This is a genomic window from Proteiniborus ethanoligenes (genome assembly GCF_900107485.1).
In the GTDB taxonomy this organism is placed as follows: domain Bacteria; phylum Bacillota; class Clostridia; order Tissierellales; family Proteiniboraceae; genus Proteiniborus; species Proteiniborus ethanoligenes.
Genome location: NZ_FNQE01000030.1, coordinates 22,544 through 46,648, shown reverse-complemented (window position 1 = coordinate 46,648; position 24,105 = coordinate 22,544). Strand labels below are relative to the sequence as shown.

Sequence of the window (24,105 nt, the reverse complement as noted above, 5' to 3'; positions counted from 1 at the left end):
CTATATAAGATCCTTTGTTAGTTATATATTCTTCTATAACTTCTAGTTTAAACTCCTTAGTGTAAGAATTGTTTCTCTTTGTAGTATCAAATGCATTGACCCCATGTTCTCTATATTTAAAGTACCATTCTCTTAATGTTGTCCAATTAACTCCAATTTCCTCGGCTATGCTTTGAAAACTACCTTTACCTTTCTCATAGTCTTTGCATGCTTGAGTTTTTGTTTCTATACTATACTGTGATTTCTTCCCCATAAAAAATACCTCCAAGTAGATAATCTAATTTTAATTAATTAGACTGTCTACTTTGGAGGTATCATATCAGTCCGGATTTAGGGGGTAACATCATTTCCTGTGGTGTTTGTTTTAGAAGCTTTTTTCCTTAAATTCGTCATTATCAATCGTAAAAGTATCTTTAAGACCACTTGTCACATAAACATTTTTATCCAAGTCTACAAAAATTGCATCAATTCCATTTAGGCCTTCAATTAGCTTCATTCCATTCTCAATTCCTAAAGCAAATACTGTAGTCGATAATCCATCAGCATCAATAGACGTATCTGCAACTATGGTAACACTCATCAACTCATTTTCTACAGGATAGCCTGTGAATGGATCTAAAATATGATGGTATCTTTTGCCGCTTTCAAAAAAATATCTTTCATATACTCCAGATGCAACTATGGTTTTATCTATGACCTTTAATACTCCTATAGACTTATTTCTTTGATCAAAGGGATTTTGAACACCAATGCTCCAAGGGTACTTTCCATCCTTTGCTCCTAAGGCTAATACATTACCACCTAAGTCTATTATTCCACTGTTAATATTCTTTGACCTTAGAAATTCTGCAAGCACATCAGCAGTATATCCTTTTGCTATTGCACCTAAATCAATTATCATACCTTCATTTGCAAGCATAACACTCTGTTCAGATTCGTTAAGTAAAATATCCTTGTAGCCTATCATGCTTATAGCTTCATCTATTTCCTTTTGTGGTGGTACAGTTGCACCCTCCTGACCTATGCCCCAAAGCTTAACCAAAGGTCCTATACTTATATCAAATTTTCCATTTGAGATTTCTGAATAATATTTTCCTTTTTTAATAACAAAATAAGTTTCAGGAGACACCTTAACATAAGCCTTACCCGCATTTTTATTAATCTCCATAACTTCACTTTCTTTTATATTTATGCTCATTTTGTTTTCAATATCTTCAATAATGTTAAATGCTTCTTCAAACAATTCTTCAGGCTGTGGTTCAAAGAGTTTAATTTTAACTAATGTTCCCAGCATGAATCCAGATTTTTCAGTTATTAAATTAGCACTTGAATTATTCGTGCCTTTATTTTTATTAACAAAAATAAAAGCTCCAAGGGCAACTATTGTGACAAGTAACACAAATATTATTGTTTTATTATTTTTTTTCATAGCTATCCTCCAAATTAATCTATAAATGTTCGCAATCGTAAACAAATAATTAAAACCTAAAATATACAATATTGTGACAAAATCATTATAGCACTAATAATAGCACCTTTAAAGTAAAATTAATATTATAATCCTATGAACAAAATTAACAAAAAGTATCCCTAATGACCAAAAACTTAGCAAATATAGACATTTGACAAGTATATGATAATATTTTAACTAGGATAGTTTGTGTATTATCAAACTTTAGAAATAGAAGGTAACATCATCCATGTGTTATGCATAAATAAATATTTAATTCAAAGGCTTGCTCTTTGAATGCTATAAATAAAGGGAGGTAAATCAATGGCTGATACTAAACGAATTATAGTACTAGGCGGAGGCTATGGTGGTATCATAGCAGCAAAAAAGCTTGGTAAATTGTTTAAAAAAGATGACAGCGTAGAGATTACATTGATTGATAAAAAGCCTTATCATACAATGTTGACAGAATTACATGAGGTTGCTGCTGATAGAGTTCCAGAGGATTCTATTAGAATTGAGTTTTCAAAGGTTTTTGCTAAGAGAAAGGTAAACGTTGTACTTGACGAAATAACAGACATTGACTTTAAAAATAATACTCTTAAATCAGAAAAAAGTAATTACAAATACGATTATTTAGTATTAGGTACTGGCTGTAAACCAACTTATTTTGGCGTGCCTGGTGCAGAGGAATATACTAAGAAGCTTTGGTCCTATGAAGATGCAGTAGAGCTTAAAGAACATATTCTTCATATGTTTAGGGAAGCTGTAAAAGAAAATGACCCAGAGAAAAGAAGAAAGATGCTCTCATTTGTAGTAGTTGGTGCTGGATTTACTGGAGTAGAGATGATAGGTGAGCTTGGAGAATGGAAGGATAGACTATGTAAAGAGTTCTATGTAGATAAGGAAGAGGTAAAGCTTTATGTAGTAGATGCATTACCTAAGATACTTCCAATATTTCCAGATAAGCTAATTAATAAAGCGGAAAAAAGACTAAGAAAGCTTGGGGTTGAAATAATTACAAATGCTGGGATTACAGAAGTTAAACCAGATGCTGTAATAATGGGAGAAAAAGGCACAATAGAATCTCAAACCATTGTATGGGCAGCAGGTGTGGAAGGTGCTGACCTGCTAGATAATTTAGATATTGAACAAAAAGGTAGAAAAAGAATAGTTACAAATGATAAACTTCAATCAGTAGATTATGATAATGTTTATGTAGTAGGAGATAATATATTTTATATACCAGAGGGAGAAGAAAGACCTGTTCCTCAAATGGTTGAGAATGCAGAACATTCTGCTCCGTTGGTTGCAAACAATATTTACGCAGATATTAAAGGTGGAGAAAAGAAATCATATAAGCCTTCATTCCATGGAGCTATGGTTTGTATAGGAGGCAAATATGGTGTTGCACATGTAGGTTTACCGGGTAAATTCTTTGGATTGCCAAGCTTCTTTGCAATGCTTGCTAAACATTTTATTAATATACTGTACTTCTTCCAAGTAGCTGGATTCAATAAATGCTGGTCTTATATTATGTATGAATTCTTCAATGTAAAAGATAATAGAAGCTTTATAGGCGGACATTTAGCTAAACGCTCTCCAAATTTCTGGCTATTCCCACTTAGATTGTTTGTAGGATATAAGTGGCTAGTACAAGGATTAGAGAAATTACCAAGTATTTTAGAGGATCCTTCAAAGATATTCTTGATACCAGCATCCCCACTTGCTGCTACAAGTGGTGCATCAGATGCAGTAGCAGCAGCTTCACAAGCAGCAGGAGAGGCTGCAGAAGTAGTGTCACAATGGGGAGAAGCTTTACCGGTTCCTGGATTTATTGAAAATATTGTTGAATGGTCAATGAATGCATTTTTCTATACACCTGATGGAGGCTATACAAAATTAGCTGAAGTCTTCCAAGCAGGAATGGTAATAGGTGAGATAATAGTAGGATTACTATTATTAGCAGGTTTATTCACAGCTTTAGCTTCTTTAATAACATTAGCAATGGGACTAATGATATGGTCTTCTGGAATGGCACCAACGGAAATGCTATGGTACTTTGTAGCAGGTATTGCCTTAATAGGCGGTTCTGGAAGCACACTTGGATTAGATTATTATGTGCTGCCTGTTCTTAAAAAATGGTGGAAGAATACAGGTTTTGCAAAGAAGACATATCTATATATTGATTAATAACTTCTAAAATGGGTGTCCTTTTAAAGATTTCTTTAGAAGGACATTTCATTATAAAGGAGAATATATATGCATAATATCATTTATAAACTAGACGGGTAAAGGTGAGAAAATGAATAGATTTTGGAAGGACTATCCAGTATTATTTCATGAATTAAATCAAGTTAAAGACCTTATAAAGAAGAATATTAGTTCAAGAGAGAAGTATTTAGAAGAGGCAATACTGCCAATGGTTGATGGTGGCGGAAAGATGCTTAGACCCGCATTTCTTCTTCTATCAAGTAAATTTGGAGAGCCTGATCCTGAAAAAATATATAACATTGCTGCTGTAATCGAAATGCTTCATATGGCGACTTTAATTCATGATGATATTATTGATGATGCTAGGCTTAGAAGAGGTAGTGAGACTGTACAGTATAAATACGGGAAGGAATATGCAGTATATATTGGAGACTTTCTCTTTTGCCAATGTATCAATATGCTAGCGAATTATGATTATAATATGGAGGATTTAAAGAATATATCTAAGGCTTTAACTAAGATTTGCATGGGAGAAATAACTCAATATAATCTAAGATATGCTAAGCACGCAAGCTTAAGAAATTATATAAGAATAATATCAGGAAAGACTGCTGCGTTATTTGCATTAAGCTTTTATACAGGAGCTAATGAAGCGAAGTGCAATGAACTGATTTCCAAATCCTTAGGAAAGATTGGATATAATGCAGGAATGGCTTTTCAAATAATAGACGATATACTTGATTATGATGGTAATACTGAACAGCTAGGTAAATCTGCATTAAGAGATTTAAAAAGAGGGTATTATACTTTGCCTTTAATATTAGCATTAGAAAAAGATAAGGATGGCAGGTTATTAAAATTAATTGATAATAAAGATTTATCTGATGAAGAAACAAAGGAAATAATAGAATTAGTCAATTTATATAATGGAACTAGTCGTGCTAAAGAGGTAGCAGATAGATATACTGAAAAAGCAATTGCAAGGATTGAAAAGCTTCCAAATTGTGAATCAAAGGATATAATCAGAAGTACGGTTATAAATCTATTAAAAAGAGATTATTAGATCCCAAATTAAAATTTTTTAATGAGCTGTTTTAAATCAACCTATAGGATGGAATACTTAGTACATTCTATAGGTTTTTATTTGCTCAAAGAGCTGAACCAAGGATTATATTTTTAAAATGCCTAATAAGACATAGCATGTGACAAAAGACCTGCTAAATGGTATAATGGGATAAACAATATTTACATTAAGACCAAAATCATGTATTTATATCTAGTATATTATCTCTACTTAGGCATAAGGAGAGGATAGAAATGAGAAAGACTATTTTCATTTTAATTATAATAATATTATGTACAGGATTATTAGGCTGTGGACCTAAAAAACAGCTATATAATCCAGGAGAATATGTTGGCGTTGGAGAAGGCCATCATGGTCCTATTAGAGTAATAGTTACTACAGATGAATACAGTATAATAGATATCCTAGTAATTGAAGAATATGAAATGCCAGAACTGGCAGTTATTGTTTACGATAAAATACCTAAAAAAGTAATAAAAACTAATAATGCAAACGTTGATGTTGTTGCTGGTGCTTCCTATACAAGTGTTGGGCTTATTGAAGCTATTAATGATGGGCTTAATAAGGCACTTATAGCACCAAATAAATAATACATTGCATTCGTCCATGAATAATAGCCAAGACTTCTCCGGAAGAAGTTTTGTTTATTACGGATTATAACAAAAGGGGTATTAGTATGAAACTACAGTATAAGATTACTATATTTATGACCTTGATGCTTATTGTAGTAGTAGGTGGTGTTGGCGTATTAACCTTTAAGCAAGTTGAAAACACCATAGAGAATCAAATGGAAAATAATGCTATGGACTTGGCAGTAACTATAGCTTCTATGGATATTATAAAAGAGACTTTGGCTACAACAAAGGATTATAGAGTTATACAAGACAAGATTGAAAGCTTTAGACATGAGACTAGATTTCAATATATTATTGTTATGGATATGGAGGGTATAAAGTACTCATATCCTATAGAATATGATTTAGGGAAAAAATATATTAGTGGCGGGGAAGAAAGGGTATTAAAAACAGGAGAGGCTTATGTTTCGGCAGACAGAAATGTACTAATATCAGCTATAAGAGCTTTTGCACCAATTTACCATGAAGGAGAACAAGTTGGAGCAGTATTGGTGGGACTCTTAAACAACACGGTATACGAAGAAATAGGACCCTATATATTTAATTTTTGGAAGACTCTTTTAGTAGGACTTATTGTAGGTGTTATTTGCGCAGCAGTTCTTTCTTACAATATTAAAAAGACTATTTTTGGTTTAGAGCCGAAAGAAATCGCACTTTTACTTGGGCAAAGAGATAATATAATCCATAGCTTAAAAAATGGGATTATGGCAATTGATGAAAAAGGAAAAATTATATTATTAAACAAGAATGCAAAAGATATTCTTGGCTTGAAAGACGAAGATGTAGGGAAGAATATATACGATTTAAACCTAGCATATACAAAACAGTTAAGTGAAGTGTTAGAAAATGGTGAATCTATATATAATGAAGAGGTTAAAATAAACCTTAGGAAAGTACTTCTTTGTAGTCATACTATAATGAAAGATCATAGAAACGAAATAATAGGAGTAGTATCTAGCTTTCAAGATTTATCTGAGGTTAAACGCATGGCAGAAGAGCTTACAGGTATAAAAAAGCTTACTAATGACCTTAGAGCTCAAAATCATGAATTCCTGAATAAGCTTCATACTATATCAGGACTTATACAACTAGAAGAATATAACAAGGCTATTGATTATATATCTGATTTATCTGACAGAAGACATGAGATATTAGGAACATTAACATATAAGATAAAGGATGCTCATTTAGCTGGGATATTGCTTTCAAAGTATAATAAAGCATCTGAATCTAAAATAGAAATGATAATAGATCCTAGTTCAAACTTAACAGTTATTCCAGATACAGTTACTGTTGACGAGGTATGTTCTATAGTTGGGAACTTAATAGAAAATGCTATAGATGAGTTAGTTAAAATAGAAAATGGGAAGCTTTATATTAAGATCAATTCGGACACAGATGGATTAAGAATAATAGTTAAGGACAATGGATTGGGAATAAAAAAAGAGATGAGAGATAAGATTTTTAAAAAAGGATTTACTACTAAAGTAGGGAATAGAGGGTATGGATTAAACATAGTTAAAAAAATCATAGATGAAGCAGATGGGATAATAGAGCTTAATTCTGATAAAGGGACAAGCTGGAATGTATTTATTCCAGCAAATAGGAGGGATTAATTTGATAAAGGTTTTAATAGTTGAAGATGATCCTATGGTTAGGGAAATAAACGAAAAATTTTTAAAAAGAGTAGAAGGCTATAAGCTACTAAATAGTGCAAGTTCAATAGAAAGAGCTAAGGAACTGATTTTAGAAGAATGTCCTGATCTCATTTTATTAGACATATTTTTCCCACAGGGGAAGGGTTTAGAGCTTTTAAAATGGATACGGAAAAAAGATATGAAAATTGATGTAATATTAATAACTGCTGATAGAAATATGGAATCTGTGGAAGAGGCCTTTAGATATGGAGCAGTAGATTATATTATTAAGCCTTTTGTATTCGAAAGGTTCAAAGAAGCAATGAATCAATATAGAAACAGAAAAAAGGGACTTGAAACTAATGGTTGTATAAACCAAGAAATAATTGATAAATACCTTCTAAATGAAAAGAAAGCCGCTACTAATCTCCTAGAGGATATCGGAGAAGTTAAAGGATTTAGTCAATATACCTATGAAAAAGTATTAGAGTATATAGAAGAAATGAAGGGGAAAACCTTTACCGCTCAGCAGGTAGCTAAGGATATTGGAGTCTCAAGAATTACAGCAAGAAGATATTTAGATTTTCTAGAAAAAGAACAAAAAATAGTCCTTGAGCTTGAATATGGAAAAGTTGGGAGACCTCAGAACAAGTATAGACTGAGGGAAGATTAAAAAAACTAATAGTATAGAGCATATATATTAGAGATCGGCATGTTCTTAAGATGATAATTTCGTTTTCTTAAGATTTAAAAAGATCTCTATTTTTATTTTGACAAAAATTATCAAAAAATTAACTATGTTTTTATTTCCATTTAAAAGGGTAATATTAAAGTAAGAGAACAAAACTAATTTAATTTTAGAGGATTAGTTTTCCATATATGAAAACTATTAAAGCAAAGAATAGGAGGATTGATTTAATGTTAACAGAAAAGTTTAATCCATTAAAAGAAGAGATGCTTAATATACTAGATTATGAAGGAAACATAGTAGATGCTAATTTAGAGCCTTTTATTGAGAATGATAATCTATTGAAGATGTACCACACTATGGTTCTGGCAAAGGTGGCAGACATAAAAGCATTGCAATACCAACGTCAGGGTAGGATGCTCACATATGCGCCTAATAGAGGTCAAGAGGCTGCTCAAGTAGGCTCCATAGCAGCTATAGAAAAAAGTGATTGGTTAGTTCCAGCCTTTAGGGAGCTAGGGGCATGGCTTTACAAGGGAGTATCTCTAGAGCAGGTATACCTGTACTGGTATGGAAATGAAATAGGCAGCAAGTTTTCTGAAGATGTAAAAATGCTTCCTGTGTCCGTTCCTATAGCATCACAGCTAAACCATGCGACTGGCATAGCTATGGCTTCAAAGATAAAAGGAGAAAATGATGTGGCTATTGCATATGTTGGAGATGGGGGGACATCACAGGGAGAGTTCCACGAGGCAGTAAATTTTGCTGCTGTATTTCATGCACCTGTAATATTCCTAATTCAAAACAACCAATGGGCTATATCAGTGCCTAGGAGTATGCAGACAAAGTCAAAAACATTGGCACAAAAGGCAATAGCCTATGGAATACCTGGTATTCAGGTGGATGGTAATGATGTTCTAGCAATGTATGCAGCAACAAAGGAAGCAGTAGATAGAGCTAGAAGAGGTGAAGGACCTACTATTATTGAGGCAGTAACATATAGACTAGGGCCTCACACAACTTCAGATGATCCAACAATATATCGTGATGATAGTGAGGTTAAAGAATGGGAAAAGAAAGATCCAATTGAAAGATTTAAGAAGTATCTCATAGATAAAGGCTTATGGAGTGAAGAAAAGGATAAAGCACTTTATGAGGAATATGAAAGCTATGTAGGGGAAACCTTTAAGAAAGTTGAAGAATCAGGATTAGTTTCATTAGAGGATGTATTTAAATACACTTATGATGAAATGACTCCAAACTTAATAGAGCAATATGAAGAATATAAGAAGTATCTTGAAGAGGAGGGACAATAATGGCATTACTAAATAATATAGGTGCATTGACACATGCATTAGATAAAGAAATGGAAAGAGATAAGTCTGTTGTAGTTTATGGAGAAGACGTAGGTCATGAAGGTGGAGTTTTTAGAGCTACAGTTGGGCTACAGCAAAAATACGGTAAGGATAGATGCTTTGACACACCACTTTCAGAGGCAGCAATAGTTGGGTCAGCTATTGGAATGGCCATAAACGGACTTAAACCTGTTGTTGAAATTCAATTTTCAGGATTTGTACTTCCAGCAGTCAATCAAATACTTGCACATGCTGCTAGAATGAGGAATAGAAGTAGGGGCAAATACAATCTTCCTATGGTAATAAGAATGCCCTATGGTGGTGGAATTAGAGCCTTAGAGCATCATTCGGAAAGCTTAGAAGCAATATTCTCACATATTCCAGGACTAAAGGTTGTAATCCCTTCTACACCCTATGACACAAAAGGCTTATTACTATCAGCAATAAGAGATCCAGACCCAGTAATATTTATGGAGCCAAAGAGAATATATAGGGCCTTTAAGCAAGAGGTTCCTGAGGAAGATTATACAGTTCCAATAGGAAAGGCTAAGATAGTTAAAAGTGGAAAGGATATAACTGTAGTAACATGGGGTGCCTTAGTTAGAGAAGCTCAAAAGGCAATAGAGGAAGTAGAAAAAGAAGGAATCAACGTTGAATTAATAGATTTGAGAACTATATCTCCAATAGACAAGGAAACAATAATTGAATCAGTAAAGAAAACAGGAAGGTTTCTAGTTGTCCATGAAGCAGTAAAATCCTTTGGGGCAGGTGCAGAGCTTATATCCATAGTAAATGAAGGAGCGTTTTTATATCTGGAGGCTCCACCTACACGACTTACTGGATTTGATATAACTGTTCCACTACCAAAGGGAGAGCATCATTTTATTATTGAACCAAAGAAAATAGCTTATAAAATCAGAGAAGTAGTAAAGTTCTAGGAGGTGATTAAATGTTTGAATTTAAATTTGCAGATATTGGAGAAGGTATTCACGAGGGAGTACTTCTTAAATGGTTTGTAAAAGAAGGAGATAATATAAAAGAAGGTGATTCACTATTTCTTGTAGAAACAGACAAGGTAAATGCAGAGATACCATCACCAGTAGGGGGCAAAATAAATAAGCTTATGGCTGAGGTAGGAGATACAATCCACGTAGGGAATACAGTAGTAATTATAGATGACGGAAGGGAACTCTCAGAAACTAAAAAAGAGCAAGAGCCTGTAAGTGAGGATGAAAAAGGTGCAGGTGTAGTAGGTGAAATAGAAGTATCTTCTGAGATTATAGAAAGCAGTGATGAGGGGAAATATGAAGAAAAAGACATAAAAGTCAAGGTGCTTGCAACTCCTGTAGCCAGAAAGCTAGCTAAGGATTTAGGAGTGGACATAAATCAAGTAAAGGGTACAGGACCTGCTGGAAGAGTGATGAAGGAAGATATACAATCCTATAATGAGAAAAACAAAGATATAAAAGAAAGCAATGTATTTATCCAACCAGTAGGAGATACCTTCATAAAGCAACCAGCCATACGTGAGGAAATAAAGGTATATGGCGAAGTAGAAAGAGTTCCTATATCAAGGCTTAGAAAAACTGTTGCAGAAAACATGGTTTTATCCAAGACCATAATTCCACATGCTACTACAATGGATGAATTTGATGTAACTGAGCTAGTAAAAATAAGAACAGAACAAAAAGAAATAGCCATAGATAAAGGTATAAATCTAACCTATATACCGTTTATTATAAAGGCCTTAACAATAGCCTTAAAGGAATTCCCTGTATTTAATTCCAGTTTTGATGATATAAAGGATGAAATTATTTACAAAAGATATTATAATATTGGTATAGCAACAGATACTCAAGAAGGGTTAATGGTTCCAGTTATTAAAAACGTTGATAGTAAGGGAATATTAGAATTAGCAAAGGATTTAGATGAAACAATTGAAAAAACTAGAAATAGAACTATAGGTATAGAGGAACTATATGGTGGAACCTTTACAATAACAAACTATGGTGCTTTGGGTTCAACCTATGGAGTGCCAGTAATAAGGTATCCTGAAGTGGCAATACTAGGAATAGGAAAGATTGATAAAAAACCAGTGGTATTAAATGATGAAATAGTTATTAGGCATATGATGCCTGTATCTCTGAGCATTGACCACAGAATCATAGATGGTGGAGACGCAGGAAGATTTTTAATGAGGCTAAAGGAGCTTTTGAGTAACCCTATGTTGCTGTTACTAAGCTAAAGGAGGTCAAAGGATGAAACAGTATGACATTTTAATTCTTGGAGCAGGTCCAGGAGGCTATGTAGCTGCCATTAAGGCTGCGCAAATGGGAGCTAAGACTGCAATTGTTGAAGCAGGTGAATTAGGAGGAGTGTGCCTCAATGTAGGCTGTATACCTACTAAAACATTATTAAAGAGTGCAAAGGTATACGAAAGCATAATGAATGCAGATAAGTATGGCATCAATATTGGGGACAAAAGTTTAGTATCTGTTAATGTTGATGGAATGGTTAAGAGAAAGAATCAAGCAGTTAAGAGATTGACAAGTGGAGTAAAGCTATTATTAGAAAAAAATGGTGTAGACATTTACAAAGGCTTTGGTGAAGTTGTAGACAAAAACACTGTAAAAGTAAATGATGAAGTGCTAAATATTAAAAACCTAATCATTGCTACAGGCTCATCTCCTATGATACCAGAGGTAGAAGGTATAAAAGAATCTTTCGAGCAAGGTTATGCTGTTACTAGCACAGAAGTTCTTGATCCAAAGGAAATTCCAGAGCATTTAATAGTAGTAGGTGCAGGTACTATAAGCATCGAGTTTGCAACATTATATAATGCACTTGGCAGTAAAGTAACCATACTTCAACGTTCTCCAAGGATATTGTCAGGAATCGATAAAGACCTAAGTGAAGCAATGGCAAAGGTATTAACTAGAAAAGGTGTAAAGATAGTTTATGGAGTGAAGCACAAAAAATTTGAAGGAAATAAAATAGTAGTAGAAGTAAATGGAGAGGAAAAAATCTTTGAAGGAGATAAGATACTAGTCAGTCTAGGAAGAACTCCTAATTTAAAAGGCTTAGAAAGCTTAAACCTTGAAACTGATAGAAAAGGTATCATTACAGATGAAAGGTTGAGAACTAACATTGAGGGAGTATATGCAATAGGAGATGTAAACGGGAAAGATTTACTGGCTCATGTAGCCTCAGCAGAGGGTATAATTGCCGTTGAAAACATAATGGGCAAGGACAGTAAAATGAGTTATGATAAGATACCATCATGTATATACAGCTTCCCTGAAATTGCAACTGTAGGCTTAACAGAAGATGAAGCAAGGGAAAAAGGCTATGATATAGTAGTAGGCAATTTCCCATTAGGTGCGAATGGTAAGGCATTAGCAGAAGGGGAAAGAGATGGATTTGTAAAGATTGTAGCAAGTAAAGAATACGGTGAGATTTTAGGAGTTCATATGATGGCATCCACTGCTACAGACATGATTGCAGAAGGGGTCATGACCATGGAGCTAGAAGGAACTCTAGAAGATTTAGCTAGAGGAATTCACCCTCATCCAACGCTTTCAGAAACAGTTATGGAAGCAGCACATCTGGCATTAGGCAGTCCAATCCATACTTTAAAACAATAAAGCAAGGGCAATAAAGCAAGGGGACGGGGTTAGTACTTCAATTGAAGCACTAACCCCGTCCCCTTGCTTGGAGACAAACATTTATTCTTGAATTGACAATGTATATAGGATAAAATAGATTATATGAGCGGAAAATGCAATAGTATTTAAAGAAACAATAGAGAAAGGGGGCTAGAATAATTGAAAGCGATTGAGATTTTTAAAGATTTATGGGAAACTGCTAAAAGTATTATTCCAATATTGACAGTATTATTATTTTTTCAAATAGTTGTACTAAAAAAACCATTAACTAATATCAAAGGATTAGTAATAGGCCTTATACTTTCAATAATAGGACTCAATCTATTTTTGAAAGGAATCTATTTGAGTATTATACCCTTAGGAGATACTGTAGGAGAAAGCCTTGTAAATGTTGATAATAAATATTTTATTATTCTGATTGCATTTTTCATAGGCTATGCTTCTACCTTAGTAGAGCCAGCACTGAGGGCATTGACCCTAGAGGTAGAAGAAATATCCATAGGAGTAATACGCAGCAAAATACTACTTCAAACAGTAGCCTTAGGATTTGGTATAGGTATGGCAATAGGTATGTTTAAAATACTTAATGGAATACCTACATCAAAAATTGTTATGCCAATACTTCTAGTAATAGCAGTATTGCTTTACTTTACACCAAAGGAATTCACAGGTATTGCTTTTGATGCTGCTACATCAACTACAGGTCCTGTAAACGTGCCATTGAACATGGCTATAGCCATAGGATTGACCCGAATAGTAGGCTCCAGTAATGCCTTAGTGGATGGTTTTGGAATTGTTGGAATCATGTCTTTAATGCCTATTGTTGCTGTGCTTACATTAGGTATACTTGTTAGATAAAGGAGGTTTTAAAATGCTAGACGTATTAGGGATTATTGCTATAGTTGAAAGAGGAAAAGCTGACTATGTTGTAAAAAAAGCAAAGGAAGCAGGAGCTCAAGGTGCTACTATTTTATACGGAAGAGGAACAGGTACTCACGAGGAAAAAAAATTATTTAATATTCACATAGAATCATCAAAGGAATTAATAATCATTCTAGTAGAAAAAGATAAAATGAAGCCGATATATGATGCAATAGTAGAAGCAGGTAAGTTAAATGATCCAGGAACAGGAATTATATTTACACTTCCTGTAGGTAATCTTTTAGGATTACATCATAGAGATAATATAGAGGAATAATAGGCTAAAAAGTCTTTTATCGTTGCACTATAAACTAAATAGAACTTATATAGAAAAAAGGTGCTGTAACTATATTTATTTCGTTACAGCACTTTTCAGCTATATTCTACTCAAAAAACATACAATCAATAAAATCATCAATACTTATACCATAAAAATATTCTCCAAAGCTTATGGAATTTAGTAGGGTTCTCACAGAATCTTCCCTAAAGCTAATACCACCTAAGAGTTGTTCAAGTTCAGATAAATCCTCTTTCCCGAAGAAATCACCAAATATTTTACATTCCTTAATTGTTCCATTGTGAACATTTAGTCTTATATCTAAGCCTCCTCCTGCATATCTTTTAGATTTTTGAAGATCAAAATCAGGAGATTCTCCATAAATCCATTCCCAAGTACTATATTTCTCATCCTTCATTTTGTTAATAACTGCAAGATCTTCTTCTGTTAGCTTATACTCTTTATTTTCAATATTATCAGTGCCAAGCATGAATTTTAAAAGGGTTTCCTTAAACTCTTCAACACTCATTTTTTGGGGAAGGTAATCATATATATTGCCAACTCTGCTTCTAACTGATTTGATTCCCTTTGATTCTATTTTGTCTAATTTTACATTTAGGACATCCTTAAGTATATCTAAATTAGTATGGAATAAAATAGTCCCATGGTGAAGCATTTTATCTTTGTAGTAGTATTGAGCATTCCCAGAAATTTTCTTACCATCTACAGTTATATCATTTCTTCCTGAAAACTCTGCATTTACACCAAGCATGTTTAATGCATCTATTACTGGCTTTGTGAATTTTCTAAAATTATTTGCACTATCACCTTGGCTGGAGGTGATAAAAGTAAAGTTTAAGTTGCCGTGATCATGGAATACTGCTCCACCACCAGACATTCTTCTAACTACGTTTATATTATTATCCTTAATGAATTTACTGTTTATTTCCTCTATAGTGTTTTGATTCCTTCCAATAACTACTGTTGGTTCATTAATCCATAGTATTATTATGTCATCTTCTAAAATTAAATGCTTTAGAGCATACTCTTCCAATGCAAGATTGAAGTATGGATTATTACATTCATTTTTAATATTTATCAATATTTTCACGTCCTTTTCATATATACTTTTCATTTAATATTAATATACCCTAAATTGCTTCCACTGAAAAGACTTTATGTCTAAAACTATTTCAATCTTGATTGCAATGTAGCTTTCTATGTTGTATATTATCTATAAGGCTTAAGAAAGACTTATAGAAATAAAATTTTAATATACAGCAAACCTTGCAAAAAATATTTAACCTATGAATGCAAATTTATTATGCAAAGGATAAAAAGTCTTTCATAATAACAGAAGGGAGATACTAATATGTTTTGTACAGAGTGTGGCAACAAATTGGAGCAAGAGGCAAAATTTTGTAGTAGCTGTGGCAGCATGGTAAAGGGAGAAGAAAAGCAAGAATCCCAGCAATTACAGCTATCTCAGGAGTCAAGTACTATAGCTACATACGAAAATCAAAAAGAGATAAAAAAGAGAAATGTATCCATGTCTAAATCTAAATGGGCTATAATTGCTATATCTCTAGTAATCATATTACTTATAGGTTTGATGGCTAAAGATTATGTAATATATGCCATATCTCCAGAGCTTTATATTAAAAATGCTTTTGGTAATACCATACATAGTGTAACAAAGGATTATTATAAAATGCAGTCACTAATATTAGGAAATAATTCATCAGATTTAAGCTATTCTACAAGTGCTAATGTATCTATAAAAGATGCAAGCCACACAGATCTATGGGAGAATGCAAACTTGTATATTTTAAAAGGATTAGGTATAGATTTTAAAACTATTTTTGATAACAAAAACAAAGAATACTATTTCGCTGGCAAATACCAAATATCTGGGAATGATGTAGCGTCCTTAAATTTAAAGCTTGATGATAATGAATTGTTATTGAACGTGCCAGAGCTATTTGACGAGGCTATAAGCGTACCTTCTAAAAGCTTTGGAAGTGAGTGGAACAGATCAATATTTGGTAGAGAAAGCTATTATAGTTTTGATGATGACCTGGACATATCTCTTTCAAATTTGTTAAAGATGCAAAACCCAGCAGAAACGGATACCCAAACTAAAAGTAGATATATAGATTCATTTAAAACAATGTTAGCTAACGGACGTTATGAGAAAAATGGAAGTACAACCTTGATGATTGGTGGGGCAATGAAAAAATGTAATAGAACTACTATACTTCTGAGGGAAGATAATGTAAAACAAGGACTTATGGATTTTTTAAATGCCTTAAAGTCAGATGATATGATAAAAACTTGGTCAAATAGCTTTAACCAAGGATATAGCTATTATGATTTTGAAGAAGCTATAGATGAAGCTAAATATGAATTAAAGGAAAATTTTAAAGCTGATAAAGTCTCTATAGATTTATTTACTAATAATGGGAAGGTAGTAAAGGCTGAATTCATAATCATTCCTGATAGTGATTATGAGGAGGATAGACTAGAAGCTAATATTGAGCTTTTAGGCGAAAAAAGTCTTATAGATAATTTCAAGCTAGAGATTGCAGTAGCAGATGAGAAGATAATGTTTGAAAGCGAAGGTAATCATACAGGAAAAAACAATATGTTTATAGATAATAGCAAATTTACTGTGAAAACCTATTATGGCGAAGAAGTAATCTTTAACTCATCAACTAAAATTGATTTTAATAAGGATAGGAATAACTTTGATTTAGATATAAAATTATCTGCAGATGGTGAAAGCATAAGATTTAATACAATAGGTGATTTTAAATTATCTAACAAATCTATTTCTTTTATATCTGATGAGATCCAATTTACATATAAGGATTACTATGATGATGTACTTAAGATTAATCTTAGTGCAAATATTATAAAAGAAAATAGTGTGAAGGATAAACCAGACTTTGATAAATACAGTAAATTAAATGTATTCAAGATGGATGAGTATGAAATGTACAATTTTATAAGTTCAATCGAAGAAAGAGCTTTTTGGCTTGGTCAAAAAATTGAAGAATATTATAATTATTAAAATAGAAAGCGGCAGAGAAATTAATCTCTGCTGTTTTTTCTGAATTGACCTGAATATACTAATAAAGTAAAATAGATAGATAAGAATCTATAGAGCATAATATACCTTAAAATACAATCGAAAACAGGAGGAATTAGATGGGCATTAGACTTTTATTATATTTAGGATTATTGATTATAGGTGGGATATTTGGCTACAAAGGCTTTGGTGGAGAGAAGCTAAATTCAAAGTTAGGAATTATTCAGACCATATGTCTTTTGTTTTTGCTCTTTATAATGGGTGTTAGAATGGGATTAGATGAAAAAGTCATATCCTCATTCTTAGAGCTAGGACTACAAGCACTTATAATTTCAGTATTCACAATAGTTTTTAGTGTACTATTGGTAATGAGTGTAAAAAAATATGTTGTAAAAAATATGAAGCAAGGAGAGCAGAAAAATGAGCTTTAAAATCATATTAGCAGTAGCAGCAGGGGTTGGAATAGGATATTTTGCCTTACCTAGCCATCTATTACAATATACAGATTATATACTAGATATAGGTATATGCTTGCTTTTATTTTTTGTGGGCATTGATATAGGAAAGCACAAGGATGTATTTAATACAATTAAGAGAATAGGCTTTAGGGTACTTCTAGTACCTATTATGATAATAATAGGGAGCATATTTGGAAGTGTTGTGGCGGGGTTTATTTTAGGTATTCCTGCAAATGAGGCAGGAGCAGTAGGAGCAGGCTTAGGCTGGTACTCATTATCCTCTATGATGCTATCCACATACTCATCAAAGCTAAGTGCACTTGCATTTATTTCAAATGTTACTAGAGAGATTATAGCACTACTAACAATACCCCTTATAGCTAAATATATAGGAGACGTAGAAAGTGTAGCCCCTGCAGGAGCTACTTCAATGGATACATCATTGCCCCTCATAGCTAGCTCTACAAATCCTCACACTGCAATTATTGCATTTATTAGCGGAGTTATATTGTCTACTTCTGTGCCAATATTAGTGTCAGTTATCATAAAGCTTTAAAGCAAGGGACGGGGTTGTTGCTTTTCTAGTACGAAGATAGAGTTACCACTTAAGAGAGGAGGAACTAAGTATGATAAAGCTAATCAAGAATGGAGAAGTATATTCACCAGATTATATTGGGAAAAAAGATATATTAATAACAGGAGAGAAAATTGGATATATAGAGGATTTCATAAGTATTCCAGAAAACTTCCTAGATATTGAAGTCATAGATGCAAGTAATCGAATAGTAGTTCCAGGTTTTATAGACGGACATGTTCATATAACTGGTGGAGGAGGCGAAGGCGGCTTTAAAACTAGAACACCAGAAATTCAACTAACAGACATTACAAAAGGCGGAGTTACTACGGTTATAGGAGTTCTTGGAACTGATGGGACTACTAGAACTATGTCAAACTTACTGGCGAAGGCATATGCTTTAGAAGAAGAGGGCATAAGTTGTTATGTACTAACAGGCTCATATCAAGTACCGATAAGAACAGTTACAGGCAGCATTCAAGACGATATAATACTTATAGATAAAATAATAGGAGTTGGAGAAGTGGCATTATCAGACCACAGATCTTCACAGCCTACATTAGAGGATATAGCTAAAATCGCTGCTGAAGCTAGGGTTGGAGGGATACTATCAGGAAAAGCAGGTATTGTGAATATTCATATGGGTGACGGGAAAAGAATGATAAGTTTCATAGAGAAAATACTAGAAGAAACTGAGATACCATCCAGACAATTTATCTTGACTCATATTAGTCGAAATTCAGAGCTCTTCAAAGCTTCAATAGAATATGCTAAAAAGGGGGGGTTAGTAGATATTACTACTAGCAGCTCAAGGGAAACAAATGATAATGGTGAGCTGACGCCTAGTAAGGCTTTGAATACTATGCTTAGTAATGGTGTAAATATTAAAAACATAACATTTACCTCTGATGGGCAAGGTAGCCTACCTATTTTTGATGAGAAAAAAAGATATGTAGGGCTAGGTGTTGGAAAGGTTACTTCTCTATATGCTGCTGTAAGAGATGCTGTATCATCGGAAAAAGTTTCTTTAGAGGATGGATTGAGGTTGATTACTTCAAATCCAGCAGATAACTACATGCTTAAAGATAAAGGCTATATTAAAGTAGGAAATGATGCCGACATAGTATTTTTAAACAAGACTGACCTTATAATAGATACGGTAATAGCTAGAGGTAAGGTAGTGATTCAAAATGGCGAAGTAAAAGTTAGAGGAACATTTGAAGTATAATAGAATAGTAATTCTTAAAAAACTAGCAAGGCTTTTATTTGATTAAGTACAGTAATCATTTAAAAGTCTTTTTTTGTTTTTGATTGAAAATAAAAAATACTTGCACAATTAAACACTTAGTATTATACTATACTTAGCAATACTAAGTATAGTATAATTGCGAGGTGAAGCTTTGAGCGGAATTGATAAACAGCTAAAAAAAGGGGTTTTAAATATTCTAATTCTAAAAATGATAAATAGAAAGGATATGTATGGCTATGAACTAATTCAAATAATGGATGAAAAAAGCAATGGTTATTTTAAGCTGAAGGAAGGCTCTCTATATCCTGTTCTCTATAGATTAGAGGATGAAGGACTTATTGAAAGCTATTGGAATCAAGAGCCTTATAAAAGAACTGTGCCTAGAAAATATTATAAAATTACTAAAAAAGGTAAGGCTGTACTGAAGGTATATATTGAGGAATGGAATGATTTTTTAGAGAGCACTAAAAGCATACTAAAGGGAGATGAGTAGGAGTGAAAAATTCAAGCCATGAAAGATATATAAAATCCGTTATAAATAATATTAGATGTAATGAAATTACAAAAAGAAAGATAAAAGAAGATTTACTTAATCATATTCAGATAAAATCTTTTGAAACAGGTGAAACAGATCCCTGGAGACTAATGGGAGACCCACAAGAAGTTGCAAAAGAATTTAGAGAAAATATGGATTTGAAAGATGATTATGGCTATAGGTATCCAGAGTATGAATATATATCTAAAACAAGGATATTTGGAATTCCATTAGTTCACATAAATAACAGAAGAAACGGTGTCGCTAAAGGTATTATAGCAGTTGGTGGAGTTTCTATAGGCGTACTTAGCCTTGGCGGAATATCCTTTGGATTATTTAGCTTTGGCGGGGTTTCCATAGGATTATTGATAGCCTTAGGTGGATTAGCAGGATCCCTTGGATTTGCACTAGGGGGTGCTGCCTTTGGATATTATATGGCGATGGGAGGAGCTGCAATAGCACAACATTTTGCAATGGGAGGATATGCTCAGGCAAATGTAGCTGTTGGAGATACGGTAAAAGGAATAATTACTGTATTCAAGACTAAGGGAACCGGAGACTTTCTTTTTAAAACACCAGTAAATGTCCAAGAATTTTCTGATGCAGTAAGAAACTTGTACCCTAAAATAGGCAAAATTACTTTTAGAATATTGGGCTTTTTTGTTGAGAATATGTGATGTAAATCAGCCCCAATAACTTTATAGTCATAACTAAATAATTTAAGCAAGTAAGTATTTTTTATCAATTAATTGCAAATACTAAAATATTCTTTCCTATTCGTTACAAAAACATTTGCTTTATATAATAAAATTTGGTACAATACCATATAATTGATATAATTGCATTGAAGAGAAGTAGTAGGCTATGGAGTTGTTTTTAGAGAGTCGTTGGCTGGTGAAAAACGACAGCAACAGTATCCGAACTCGTCTCTGAGCTATTAAGGTGAATACATTAGCCTTAATCGGATAAATCCGTTAAAATTTTTGAGTGGATAGTATTAATTATACTGTCAATTAGAGTGGTACCGCGAACCTTTCGTCTCTATATGAGTTGAAAGGTTTTTTTGTTTTTAAAACTATGAAACCAACTTTAATCAAGGAGTGAGAGCTTTGAAAGAGTATAATCCAAAATCAATTGAAAAAAAATGGCAAGACATTTGGGATGAAAAAGAAACCTTTTATGCTTCTGAAGATAAATCGAAGCCGAAATTCTATGCATTAATAGAATTCCCGTATCCATCAGGACAGGGACTTCACGTAGGCCATCCTAGACCATATACAGCACTAGATGTAGTAGCTAGAAAAAGAAGAATGGAAGGATATAATGTACTTTATCCTATGGGATGGGATGCATTTGGACTACCAACTGAAAACTATGCAATACAGAACAAAATTCATCCTGCAATAGTAACAGAAAAAAATGTTGCTAGATTCAAAGAACAGCTAAAATCTCTAGGACTATCTTTTGATTGGTCTAGAGAGATAAATACAACTGATCCTGAATATTTCAAGTGGACACAGTGGATATTCCTTAAGCTTTTTGAAAAAGGATTAGCGTATAAGAAAGAAGCATCTATAAATTGGTGCAACAGCTGTAAAGTAGGACTTGCAAATGAAGAAGTAGTAAATGGTGGCTGTGAACGATGTGGAGGAGAGGTAGTTAGAAAAACAAAAAACCAATGGATGTTAAAGATCACAGAATATGCAGAAAGATTAATCAATGATTTAGATTTAGTTGATTATATTGAAAGAGTTAAAATACAACAGAAAAACTGGATAGGTCGTTCAGAAGGTATGGAGGTAGACTTTAATATTACTGGTGATAAAAAAGTTACTGTATATACAACCAGACCAGATACTCTTTTTGGTGCAACTTATATGGTAATATCTCCAGAACATCCACTCATAGATGAACTAAAAGATAAAATCAATAATTTTGATGAAATTGAAGAATATAGAGAATATGCACATAAAAAATCAGACTTTGAAAGGACTGAATTGAATAAAGAAAAGACAGGAGTACAAATCGATGGAATAAATGCAATAAATCCTGTAAATAAGAAAGAAATACCTATTTGGATATCTGACTATGTGCTTATGTCCTATGGAACTGGTGCAATCATGGCTGTTCCTGGGCATGATACTAGAGACTGGGAATTTGCTACAAAGTTTGGTCTGCCTATAGTTGAAGTAGTAGCAGGAGGAAACATCAAAGAAAGCGCATTTACTGATATTGAAGATGGTGTAATAGTAAATTCTGACTTTATCAATGGTCTTCCAGTGAAAGAAGCAAAAGAGAAAATAAGCGATTGGATCGAGGAAAAGGGAATAGGCCACAGAAAAACTAATTATAAATTAAAAGACTGGGTATTTTCAAGACAAAGATACTGGGGAGAACCAATACCACTAGTATATTGTGAAAAATGTGGTTGGGTACCAGTGCCAGAAGAACAGCTTCCAGTACTATTACCAGAAGTAGAAAGCTATGAGCCGACAGATACAGGAGAATCACCATTAGCAAATATTAGAGAGTGGGTAGAAACTACTTGTCCTAAGTGTGGAGGCTATGCTGAAAGAGAAACGGATACAATGCCACAATGGGCAGGCTCATCCTGGTATTTCCTAAGATATACTGATCCACATAATGATAAAGAGCTTGCAAGCAAGGAAAATTTAGATTATTGGCTTCCGATAGATTGGTACAATGGTGGTATGGAGCATACAACACTACATTTATTGTATTCAAGATTCTGGCATAAGTTCTTATACGACTATGGTGTAGTACATTGTCCAGAGCCATATGGGAAAAGAACCTCACATGGTATGATACTGGGAGAAAATAATGAAAAAATGTCAAAATCAAGAGGAAATGTAGTAAACCCAGATGAGATAGTAGATGAATTTGGAGCAGATACTTTAAGACTATATGAAATGTTCATAGGCGACTTTGAAAAGAGTGTTCCTTGGTCTCAAAACGGTGTTAGGGGATGCAGAAGATTCTTAGACAGAGTGTGGAGACTTCAAGAGCTATTAGTAGATGGTGAACAATATTCTAAAGAACTAGAAACAAGTATGCATAAGACAATAAAGAAGGTAAGCGAAGACTTTGAAACCTTGAAGTTTAACACAGCTGTAGCAGCACTAATGAGCTTGCTTAACGAATTTAATGATGCTGGGAAAGTCAATAAAGAAGAATTTAAAACCTTCTTGATACTATTAAATCCAGTAGCCCCACATATTACAGAGGAAATATGGGCTGCAAACGGATTTAGTGGTATGCTAAATGAACAATCATGGCCTGTTTGGGATGAAGATAAAACAATAGATGATGTAATAGAAATTGCAGTTCAAATAAATGGCAAGGTAAGGGGAACTATGCTAATTCCATCTGACGCAACTCAAGAAGTAGCAAAAGCAAAATTTGCAGAGGATGAAAAGCTATACAGTCTAATAGAGGGCAAAACAATCGTTAAGGAAATATATGTACCAGGAAGAATATTTAACATTGTGGTTAAGTAGATAAAAAGCATAAAAATAGCACAAAAGTCCAGCTTTTATTCAAGCTGGACTTTTGTGATTTTAGAGGGTAAAGGGGTAATCTTAATTAATATCTATTTTTCTACTGCTATTTGCCTTGACTTCTTTTTTAGGAAGGGAAATTGATAGAATCCCATTGTCAAAATTTGCTTTGATATCTTCAGCTTTAATATTATCTACATAGAAGCTTCTTGATAGAGAACCAAATCTACGCTCTTTTCTGATATAGTTTTCTTTCTCTTCTTCAAATTGCTCATTTTTTTCAACAGATATTGTAAGCATGTCATCTTTAATCTCTACATTTAAGTTTTCTTTATTTACTCCTGGTAGCTCTGCCTCTAGAATATATTCACTATCCTTCTCTTTTATGTCAACCTTTATTTGACTGTTATTTAGAGCTGTAGGAAATAAATCAGCATTAAAGAAGCTATCTACAAAACTATTAAAGCTATCAAAATTAAAGAAGTCATTTGGCTTACTTATCATACTTTTACTTCTTCTGCTGTATGGAACTAATCCAAACATATAAACACCTCCTGTAAATTTTGTTGACTTTGACTTTCTTTGACCTTATCTATATTTTAATGTAAAATCTGTCAAAATTCAAGCTATATTTTAGGCGGAAAACAAAGAGTATCTTGCGAAAAATAGGATACAGCTTAAATATATAGAGAAATCTTGAGAAAACTTGTAATTTCTTTAAATATTAATGTGTTATATAAAAATTAGACTTTTT

At 33.2% G+C, this 24,105-nt stretch carries 22 protein-coding genes and 1 other annotated feature; of the genes, 18 read left to right on the top strand and 4 right to left on the bottom strand.

Annotated features, from left to right (window positions below):
- Positions 1 to 253, bottom strand: a 253-nt coding sequence (locus BLV37_RS12135) for a transposase (RefSeq protein ID WP_143031517.1), incomplete at its 3' end; no start/stop codon positions are given.
- 111 nt (positions 254 to 364) lie between these two features.
- Positions 365 to 1,429, bottom strand: a complete 1,065-nt coding sequence (locus tag BLV37_RS12130; protein WP_091731896.1) for an FAD:protein FMN transferase — start codon at positions 1,427 to 1,429, stop codon at positions 365 to 367.
- Between the two features lie 345 nt (positions 1,430 to 1,774).
- Between BLV37_RS12130 and BLV37_RS12125 the strand changes: the two genes are divergently transcribed.
- The 11 genes from BLV37_RS12125 (at position 1,775) to BLV37_RS12075 (ending at position 13,926) form a co-directional block, all read left to right on the top strand.
- A complete protein-coding gene (locus BLV37_RS12125; protein ID WP_091731893.1) occupies positions 1,775 to 3,643 on the top strand; it encodes an FAD-dependent oxidoreductase in 1,869 nt (622 codons plus the stop codon).
- A 112-nt stretch (positions 3,644 to 3,755) separates the two neighbouring features.
- A complete protein-coding gene (locus BLV37_RS12120) occupies positions 3,756 to 4,727 on the top strand; it encodes a polyprenyl synthetase family protein (RefSeq protein ID WP_091731890.1) in 972 nt (323 codons plus the stop codon).
- Between the two features lie 254 nt (positions 4,728 to 4,981).
- On the top strand, positions 4,982 to 5,338 hold the full coding sequence (locus BLV37_RS12115) for an FMN-binding protein (protein WP_091731888.1): 357 nt from the start codon (positions 4,982 to 4,984) through the stop codon (positions 5,336 to 5,338).
- An 86-nt stretch (positions 5,339 to 5,424) separates the two neighbouring features.
- On the top strand, positions 5,425 to 6,999 hold the full coding sequence (locus BLV37_RS12110) for an ATP-binding protein (protein WP_091731886.1): 1,575 nt from the start codon (positions 5,425 to 5,427) through the stop codon (positions 6,997 to 6,999).
- A gap of 1 nt (position 7,000) precedes the next feature.
- Positions 7,001 to 7,693 (top strand): response regulator, encoded by a 693-nt coding sequence (locus tag BLV37_RS12105; RefSeq protein WP_091731884.1) that lies wholly within the window; start codon positions 7,001 to 7,003, stop codon positions 7,691 to 7,693.
- A gap of 245 nt (positions 7,694 to 7,938) precedes the next feature.
- Positions 7,939 to 9,024: a pyruvate dehydrogenase (acetyl-transferring) E1 component subunit alpha gene (pdhA, locus tag BLV37_RS12100; RefSeq protein WP_091731881.1), complete on the top strand. Its 1,086-nt coding sequence runs from the start codon at positions 7,939 to 7,941 to the stop codon at positions 9,022 to 9,024.
- Entirely contained in the window at positions 9,024 to 10,001 is a 978-nt protein-coding gene (locus BLV37_RS12095; RefSeq protein ID WP_091731878.1) for an alpha-ketoacid dehydrogenase subunit beta, read from the top strand. The genes pdhA and BLV37_RS12095 overlap by 1 nt, the downstream gene beginning before the upstream one ends.
- An 11-nt stretch (positions 10,002 to 10,012) precedes the next feature.
- On the top strand, positions 10,013 to 11,308 hold the full coding sequence (locus tag BLV37_RS12090) for a dihydrolipoamide acetyltransferase family protein (RefSeq protein WP_091731875.1): 1,296 nt from the start codon (positions 10,013 to 10,015) through the stop codon (positions 11,306 to 11,308).
- Between the two features lie 13 nt (positions 11,309 to 11,321).
- Positions 11,322 to 12,707, top strand: coding sequence for a dihydrolipoyl dehydrogenase (gene lpdA / locus BLV37_RS12085; protein WP_091731872.1), 1,386 nt, complete (start codon positions 11,322 to 11,324; stop codon positions 12,705 to 12,707).
- A 180-nt stretch (positions 12,708 to 12,887) separates the two neighbouring features.
- The gene (locus BLV37_RS12080; protein WP_091731870.1) at positions 12,888 to 13,586 is read left to right on the top strand and encodes a DUF1538 domain-containing protein; all 699 of its coding nucleotides are present in this window, start codon (positions 12,888 to 12,890) and stop codon (positions 13,584 to 13,586) included.
- Positions 13,587 to 13,599: 13 nt separating this feature from the next.
- On the top strand, positions 13,600 to 13,926 hold the full coding sequence (locus BLV37_RS12075; RefSeq protein WP_091731867.1) for a P-II family nitrogen regulator: 327 nt from the start codon (positions 13,600 to 13,602) through the stop codon (positions 13,924 to 13,926).
- Between the two features lie 106 nt (positions 13,927 to 14,032).
- Here BLV37_RS12075 and lplA read toward each other — a convergent pair whose 3' ends face one another.
- Positions 14,033 to 15,061: a lipoate--protein ligase gene (gene lplA, locus BLV37_RS12070; RefSeq protein ID WP_244270535.1), complete on the bottom strand. Its 1,029-nt coding sequence runs from the start codon at positions 15,059 to 15,061 to the stop codon at positions 14,033 to 14,035.
- 237 nt (positions 15,062 to 15,298) lie between these two features.
- On the opposite strand from lplA, the gene BLV37_RS12065 reads away from it, so the two are divergent.
- The 7 genes from BLV37_RS12065 (at position 15,299) to leuS (ending at position 23,351) form a co-directional block, all read left to right on the top strand.
- On the top strand, positions 15,299 to 16,999 hold the full coding sequence (locus BLV37_RS12065; RefSeq protein ID WP_091731864.1) for a zinc ribbon domain-containing protein: 1,701 nt from the start codon (positions 15,299 to 15,301) through the stop codon (positions 16,997 to 16,999).
- A 137-nt stretch (positions 17,000 to 17,136) separates the two neighbouring features.
- The gene (locus BLV37_RS12060) at positions 17,137 to 17,448 is read left to right on the top strand and encodes a LysO family transporter (protein ID WP_091731862.1); all 312 of its coding nucleotides are present in this window, start codon (positions 17,137 to 17,139) and stop codon (positions 17,446 to 17,448) included.
- Entirely contained in the window at positions 17,438 to 18,031 is a 594-nt protein-coding gene (locus BLV37_RS12055) for a LysO family transporter (protein ID WP_091731859.1), read from the top strand. The genes BLV37_RS12060 and BLV37_RS12055 overlap by 11 nt, the downstream gene beginning before the upstream one ends.
- A 70-nt stretch (positions 18,032 to 18,101) precedes the next feature.
- Complete coding sequence (gene iadA / locus BLV37_RS12050; protein WP_091731856.1) at positions 18,102 to 19,277, top strand: beta-aspartyl-peptidase; 1,176 nt, start codon at positions 18,102 to 18,104, stop codon at positions 19,275 to 19,277.
- A gap of 172 nt (positions 19,278 to 19,449) precedes the next feature.
- Positions 19,450 to 19,791 carry a PadR family transcriptional regulator gene (locus BLV37_RS12045; protein WP_244270534.1) on the top strand — a complete coding sequence of 114 codons (342 nt, stop codon included), beginning with the start codon at positions 19,450 to 19,452 and terminating at the stop codon, positions 19,789 to 19,791.
- A gap of 2 nt (positions 19,792 to 19,793) precedes the next feature.
- A complete protein-coding gene (locus BLV37_RS12040) occupies positions 19,794 to 20,510 on the top strand; it encodes a hypothetical protein (protein WP_091731852.1) in 717 nt (238 codons plus the stop codon).
- Between the two features lie 158 nt (positions 20,511 to 20,668).
- Positions 20,669 to 20,879, top strand: a binding site (T-box leader).
- Between the two features lie 63 nt (positions 20,880 to 20,942).
- Positions 20,943 to 23,351 carry a leucine--tRNA ligase gene (gene leuS / locus BLV37_RS12035; protein ID WP_091731849.1) on the top strand — a complete coding sequence of 803 codons (2,409 nt, stop codon included), beginning with the start codon at positions 20,943 to 20,945 and terminating at the stop codon, positions 23,349 to 23,351.
- 81 nt (positions 23,352 to 23,432) lie between these two features.
- Here the strand turns inward: leuS and BLV37_RS12030 are convergent, their stop codons facing one another.
- A complete protein-coding gene (locus BLV37_RS12030) occupies positions 23,433 to 23,894 on the bottom strand; it encodes an Hsp20/alpha crystallin family protein (RefSeq protein WP_091731847.1) in 462 nt (153 codons plus the stop codon).
- Positions 23,895 to 24,105: the final 211 nt, after the last annotated feature.